The organism is Sulfuricurvum sp. MLSB (assembly GCF_000747095.1).
Taxonomy (GTDB): domain Bacteria; phylum Campylobacterota; class Campylobacteria; order Campylobacterales; family Sulfurimonadaceae; genus Sulfuricurvum.
In genome coordinates, this window is record NZ_JQGL01000144.1 from 61,389 (window position 1) to 67,693 (window position 6,305).

Consider the following 6,305-nt stretch of genomic DNA (forward strand, 5'->3'; position numbering starts at 1 on the left):
TGAACGCATTCGAGAGCTGCCCGATCTCATCGTCGCGATCTACCGCAACCTGCTGCGTATAGTCCTGCGTACGGGTAATTTCCTTCGCCGTCTTCGACAGACCGATCACCGGACGTATCAATCCTTTCGCTACATAATAAGCGGCGACGGCAATAAATACGGCGCCGATAATCAGCAGCAAGATAAACCATCGTTCGTACTTGTACAGCAGACGGTAGGCAAATGCTTTTTCTTCTTCCAAAACCACCGTCAATTCGGTTTTTCCGGTTAATTTTCGGGCTACTTTCAATGATTCGACAAATACCGCGGGGCGCAATTCGCTCGTTCCGTCCCGATATTGGATGAAGTAGTGACGTTGAGGAGAGTTGGAGAAAAAACGGCTAAAATTTTCGACACGGTAATCAACTTTTAGCGATCCGATCTGCTCATTGGTAAAACTCGAGCGGATGGGAACCGAATAAAAAGACGGTCCGGAAAAAATTTCCCCGATCGCCGCAAAATCGCTTGATGCAATGATGCGGCCGCCGCCATCGACTGCATAAAAATCGCCGATCAGCTTCATATCGCGCTTTTTTGCCAAAAGCGTATTCCCGATACGACGGTCAAGATCCTGAGTATACATGTCGTTCATCAAATCCGACTTGGCCATAAAGGCCATATCTTTTTGCAAGGTGATCAGATGTTGATCGATCCGTTCAACCGTTAAACGCAGCTGCGTGTTCATCTCTTGCGTTACGGCGTTATACTGCTCCTCGCGAAATGAATTTCCGAGCAAAAACATCGTTGCGACGTACGGGATCAGACTGACTCCCAAAAAAAGGAGAATTGTTTTGATTTTAAAACTCATAGACGCCCCGCACCTTTCCATCGACCATATAGACGGGAAGATAACCGATTGCTCCGTCCACATTTTCGACAAACGCCTTGACCGATTCAAACGAAGGTTGGGTCAGCGGCGGGGTAACTCCCTGAAAATGCTGCTTTACCCAGTAGGCGTTCAAACGGTTGCGATCCATCCCCAAGACTTTTGTCTCAAACAGGCTTCGCACTTCTTCATGCCCCAAAACATTGACGGGAATGGCTTTTTCATCTCCGATGTTACGGCGCTTTTGCAAAAAAACGTCCCTTATCTGCGAAACCGTCAACGCCGAAAAAGACGATTTTTTGGAAACGACGACCGTGTACTCCGACGCGCTTAGAATCGAAACCAGACAGGCTGCCATGACTGCCGCTTTCATCAAAACAATACCGCAAACGAGAATAAAAAGAGGTTTTCATCGTTTTGGGAATGCCATTGGTATTCCCCTTTCAACGAAACCGGATAAATCGGACGATAGCTGTATCCGACAATGCCGATATGATCACGATAGTCATCATGCCGACGGTCATAATACTCGTATCTTCCGACGGCCGCATGCTGAGGATTGAAACGGTAAACTCCCTGAAGATAGCCCGCATAGGTGTCGTCGTCTCCGCCGATACGATACGCCGTACGCGCCGCAATCGCTTCGGCGGTCACGATGCACGTTTCCGCCTCGTATTTGAGATTTGCCTGGACAAAACGGGTACGCTCGCCGGTTGCTTGCGTTATGTATTCACCTATGCTCCCGCCGCCGTTCCATTCCCACGAAAACTCCTGTTCAAGGGCAAGCCCGTAAAAATGGGTGTTGGGGATATTGATGTATTCCTCGTCCATATCGTGGGTGCTTTGAGCGAAAAAATGGTAATTAAGATTTTGCACTCCCGGAACGTATCCGTTGAAATCGATGCCGGTCAAAAACTTTGGAAATAAAAGTTTGCTGTAAAGCGGATTGGATGTCGTGTCGCGCAACACGTTGATGGGTTCGCGGTTCCAATATCCGATGGGAGTTATCTGTTTTCCGAAACGGACATTGAATGCATCATTCACCCACATGTCGCCGTAGAAACGTTCGATGTGAAATTTACGTTCGCTGTCTTCGCTGCCGTCGGTAAAATTTTTCTGATAAAATCTGACGGCTTCCAACTCAGCCAAATACGAAAACATCGGATTGATGTCGCCGTACGCCAGAACCGCGACATCGTCCAAAGTCGCCCTGTCGCGGAGTTTGCCGGTTTCAAATTCAGTCGAAAAATATCCGCCGACGGTTATGTGCTCGTTGAGAGCAAGGCCGTGCCCGGGTTCGTAAGGCTCTGCGTACAATGATAGAGTTCCCACACTGATCCACAAAAACCATTTACGATATCTTTGCACTCTTTATCCCCGCTTTCAGAACCAAAATTTTTACAACCGACCGTCTTGCTTATTATGCAGTGGATCAGTGGTGTTTATGCTTATGTTTGTGATGGCCTTTGTGCAATCCGTTGTCGCGGTGCCCTCTGTATTCATCGTCCCCTACGACTCTCGCCGCGACGACGCTTCCGCCTGTTCTTTGTTGGACAGATGAATCACTGCTCCCTGCGGCGGCACCTACCGCACCGCCGATTCCGCCGCCTATCACGGCTCCTTCTTTACCGCCGACTGCCGAACCGACCGCACTGCCCGCCGCCGCACCGATTGCACTGCCCAACACGGCACTTCCGTCGATTTGACCCGCCTGCAAACTTACGGCTGCGGCAAAAATACCTGTTACGATTATTTTTTTCTTTGCATTCATGTTAGTACTCCATTCTATTTTCGGATATTTTATCATCGTTTGTGTTTCTGAAAAAACAACGCATTGGCTGAATCCCGATTCTGTCGTCTGAATTTTTACGGAAATTTTACACTAAAAAGAGACAATATCCCCTGTTTGCGGTTAAATCTACATTTTTACGCCTTAACGAGAGAGATATAAATAACTTTAATAAAACATTCAAGTAACTGTGAACTATAATAAACGCTTTGGAATGCATAAGGATAGTAAATGCAAAACCCTTTTCAATCAGATCGGATACACGTCAACGATCTACTTAAACATATGCCGGACGGCATGTTCACACACGACACCAATCTCATTATCACGTATGCCAACCCCACATTCTGCCAACTGCTGGGCTATGAAGCCGAAGAATTGATCGGCACCTGCATCACGGAGCACCTTCATGACCTGAGCATCCTTGAGAGTTGTATGAGCAACGTCCGCGAACACGGTCACTGCAACGATCAGGAAACGATTTTCAAACGCAAAGACGGCAGTCTGGTCCACATTGCAAAAAACGTACGGGCGCTCTACGATGAGCGGGGGCAAGTTTATACTACGGTTGTCAGCATCCGCGATATGACCCGCCTGCACGAACTCAATCGCGAGCTATTGGAGTCCAAAAGACAACTGCAGCACCACACCGACGACCTCAAGGGCCTGGTAGAAAACCGCACTCGGGAACTGACCTACCGATTGTTCTACGATCCCCTTACCCGACTGCCGAACCGTTCGAAATTGATTCACGATACCGAAACGATCGAAAAACCCTACGCCCTCTTGCTGCTCAACATCGACCGCTTCCGCGAAATCAACAGTTTTTACGGTAACGACATGGGGGACGAATTGCTTGACAGTGTCGCAGAACTTCTTTCGGCTCTTTCGCAGCAGATGGACGATGCCGTTGTCTACAAACTTCCGGTCGACGAGTACGCTGTTTTGATCACAAACCCGCCCGAAATAGAAGAGATTGAAGCATTTGCCGCCCACCTTATCGAACAAATCAGCCAAAGCAGTTTCCGTATCCAGGATCACGACATGAGCCTCAATGCGACGGCGGGGATAGCGTGTTCACACGATATTACCGATTACCGGCAAAGTGTGTTGCTTCGGGCGGGAATGGCACTGCAACTGGCCAAAAAAAGGCGTCAGGATTATATTATTTATGATCCGTCGCTCCATATTAAAAAAGACTACGAAAAAAACATCCAATGGGTAAAACGGCTCCGCAATGCCATAGAGGAAGACAGAATCGTCCCCTATTATCAGCCTATCCTGAATACCAAAACATTGAAAATCGATAAATACGAAGCGCTTGTGCGGATTATAGAAGATGACGGATCGGTTATAACACCCTATCATTTCCTGGGAATTTCGAAAAAAGTCAAACTCTATTATCACATTACAAAGATTATGATCGATAAGGTTTTTGAGACGCTGAAAATGCATCCTGACGTAGCTTGCTCGATCAATCTTTCGATCGAAGACATCCATGACCAAACGATGTACGCCTATATTCTGGAAAAAGTACAAACCTGCTCTAACGCCGGCCAGATTATCTTCGAGATTCTCGAATCCGAGGGGATCGAGAACTATGATATCGTCAATATGTTCATCACCGAAGTCAAAAAATACGGCGTCAAAATCGCGTTGGATGACTTCGGTGCGGGATACTCGAATTTTGCCTACATCACGAAGCTCGACATCGATTACATCAAAATCGACGGTTCGATTATCCGCGACATCGACCAGAACCCCACCTCGAAAATCATTCTGGATACGATTCTTGATTTCGCCGCCAAATTAAACATCGAAACGGTTGCCGAATTCGTCAGCAGCGAACAAATCTACGATTATCTAAAAACGCTCCCCATCGATGCGATGCAGGGATACTATCTGGGAGAACCTTCCGCCTCGATGACGGATTAACCCAAATAGGCTTTTGTAATCCGCGAAAGATCCTCGTTTACCTGAAAGAGTTTGGAACGCATTCCCTGAACTCCGAAGCTTTCCAGACGAGCCGTATGCATCGTTAAATACGCTTCTGCGGAAGCCATGTTTTCAAACAGATAAATCCCGCCCGATTCACCGGTTTGGGCATTCTCCGTCCATATTTTCCAAATAAGCCCTTTCTCCTGCGCAATCGACTCGGCAAGTCCGGCAAAAGCATCTGTCATTTCACGCCCGAACGGTCCCGCATAGGGAAAATCGATTTGCAATAATACGGTCATTATATTCTCCTCTGATTGTATGCAAAAGTATATCCAAATCGATACAACCGACGTTAAACTCCCATCCGCTATAATTCCCGCATGAATAGCGACCGTACCCTTTTTCGCATCGATCCGACACCAACCCTTCCGACACGGCGTTGCCGTTTAATGGCACGGTTCTTAGGATATGCGCTCAGCTACGGTAATTACATTATCGCGATACTTGTCTGGACGCAAAGCGATTGGTTCATTGCTCTGGGATCGCTGCTGCTCGGCTTTATCGTCTTCGGCATCATCCGATCCAAACTGCGCAACGATTCTATCCCGCCCGCGCAACACGAATTGTCCTATAACGATTACGCAATCGTGACGTGGTATTTATCACGTCATACCTGTTTTACCCTCCCTAAGGAATAACCTTCATGGCATTAGTCGATCTCCTCGGTGTCAGCAAACACTACGAAGCCCAAAAGATTTTAGAAAACGTCAACTTTCACATCGACGAAGGGGAAAGGATCGTTATCGTCGGCAAAAATGGCAGCGGCAAATCGACCTTGATGAAGATCGTCCACGGTTCGCTCGACGCCGATGAGGGCGAGCGGATCACGCGGCAGGGTATCGAGATCAAAATGCTCTCCCAAGTCCCGCAATTCGAGCCGAACCATACCGTACGCGAAGCCATCGAGGCGGGGCTGGGGGAGCTTAAATCGGCTAAAGTCCGATTTGACGAGATTTCTCTTCTGTTGGCGGAACAGTTCGACAATGCCTCACTGCTCGAAGAGCAATCACGCCTCACCAATTTTCTCGATCACCACAACGCCTGGAACCTCGACGACAAACTCGAGCGGGTCATGCATCATTTCATGCTCAAAGAGTACGAACACAAGCGTGTCGATCTTTTAAGCGGAGGCGAACAGCGCCGCGTCGCCCTCGCCTCGCTGCTGTTGCAAAAACCCGATATCCTCCTGCTGGACGAACCGACCAACCATCTTGACGTCTACATGGTCGAATTCCTCGAAGAGCTGATCCTCAAAGAGCGCTTCACCCTCCTCTTCATCTCGCATGACCGTTACTTCATCGATCAGGTCGCGACAAAAACCATCGAGGTCGAGGATTGCGCCCTGCGCGAATTCAACGGCGGCTACAGCAACTACCTCGAGCAGAAGCAGGAATTGCTTCGCACGATGGCTCAGCAGCACGAAAACCTTCTCAAACTGCTCAAAAGCGAAAACGAATGGCTCAGACGAGGGGTCAAAGCGCGTCTAAAACGAAACGAAGGGCGCAAACAACGGGTATTGCAGCTGCGCGAAGATGCCAAAAACAATCCGAGCAAGATCCGAAAAATGAAACTGGAGCTGGAGCGGGAAGCAAAACACTTCAACCGGGGCGAAGGGATAAACCGCCAGAAGATGCTGTTTGAGATTGAGCACCT

At 48.4% G+C, this 6,305-nt stretch carries 7 protein-coding genes and 1 pseudogene; 3 read left to right on the plus strand and 5 right to left on the minus strand.

Going from position 1 to position 6,305, the window contains the following annotated elements:
* Position 1: 1 nt before the first annotated feature.
* The 4 genes and pseudogenes from JU82_RS12265 to JU82_RS12155 all read right to left on the minus strand — a co-directional run.
* Positions 2–910, minus strand: a pseudogene (locus tag JU82_RS12265) (HAMP domain-containing protein); the annotation flags it as partial.
* Complete coding sequence (locus JU82_RS12150; protein WP_294892896.1) at positions 837–1,223, minus strand: hypothetical protein; 387 nt, start codon at positions 1,221–1,223, stop codon at positions 837–839. The pseudogene JU82_RS12265 and the gene JU82_RS12150, both read right to left, overlap by 74 nt.
* Positions 1,224–1,237: 14 nt before the next feature.
* Complete coding sequence (locus JU82_RS11015; protein WP_294892897.1) at positions 1,238–2,233, minus strand: hypothetical protein; 996 nt, start codon at positions 2,231–2,233, stop codon at positions 1,238–1,240.
* Positions 2,234–2,297: 64 nt separating this feature from the next.
* Positions 2,298–2,636, minus strand: coding sequence for a glycine zipper domain-containing protein (locus JU82_RS12155; protein WP_294892899.1), 339 nt, complete (start codon positions 2,634–2,636; stop codon positions 2,298–2,300).
* Between the two features lie 249 nt (positions 2,637–2,885).
* Here JU82_RS12155 and JU82_RS11025 point away from each other — a divergent pair, with 249 nt between their 5' ends.
* A complete protein-coding gene (locus JU82_RS11025; protein ID WP_294892901.1) occupies positions 2,886–4,589 on the plus strand; it encodes a GGDEF domain-containing phosphodiesterase in 1,704 nt (567 codons plus the stop codon).
* On the opposite strand, the gene JU82_RS11030 is transcribed toward JU82_RS11025, so the two are convergent.
* Entirely contained in the window at positions 4,586–4,891 is a 306-nt protein-coding gene (locus tag JU82_RS11030) for a monooxygenase (protein WP_037950653.1), read from the minus strand. The genes JU82_RS11025 and JU82_RS11030 overlap by 4 nt on opposite strands.
* A 150-nt stretch (positions 4,892–5,041) precedes the next feature.
* Between JU82_RS11030 and JU82_RS11035 the strand changes: the two genes are divergently transcribed.
* Together JU82_RS11035 and JU82_RS12160 are read left to right on the plus strand one after the other, a co-directional pair.
* Entirely contained in the window at positions 5,042–5,290 is a 249-nt protein-coding gene (locus JU82_RS11035) for a hypothetical protein (RefSeq protein ID WP_294892903.1), read from the plus strand.
* Between the two features lie 5 nt (positions 5,291–5,295).
* On the plus strand, positions 5,296–6,305 hold a 1,010-nt coding region (locus JU82_RS12160), incomplete at its 3' end, for an ATP-binding cassette domain-containing protein (RefSeq protein ID WP_037950658.1).

Bases quoted from the DNA above. Each gene is read 5' to 3' on its own strand.
- JU82_RS12150 (WP_294892896.1), bottom strand. From the start codon at position 1,223: ATGGCAGCCTGTCTGGTTTCGATTCTAAGCGCGTCGGAGTACACGGTC.
- JU82_RS12155 (WP_294892899.1), bottom strand. From the start codon at position 2,636: ATGAATGCAAAGAAAAAAATAATCGTAACAGGTATTTTTGCCGCAGCC.
- JU82_RS11025 (WP_294892901.1), top strand. From the start codon at position 2,886: ATGCAAAACCCTTTTCAATCAGATCGGATACACGTCAACGATCTACTT.
- JU82_RS11030 (WP_037950653.1), bottom strand. From the start codon at position 4,891: ATGACCGTATTATTGCAAATCGATTTTCCCTATGCGGGACCGTTCGGG.
- JU82_RS11035 (WP_294892903.1), top strand. From the start codon at position 5,042: ATGGCACGGTTCTTAGGATATGCGCTCAGCTACGGTAATTACATTATC.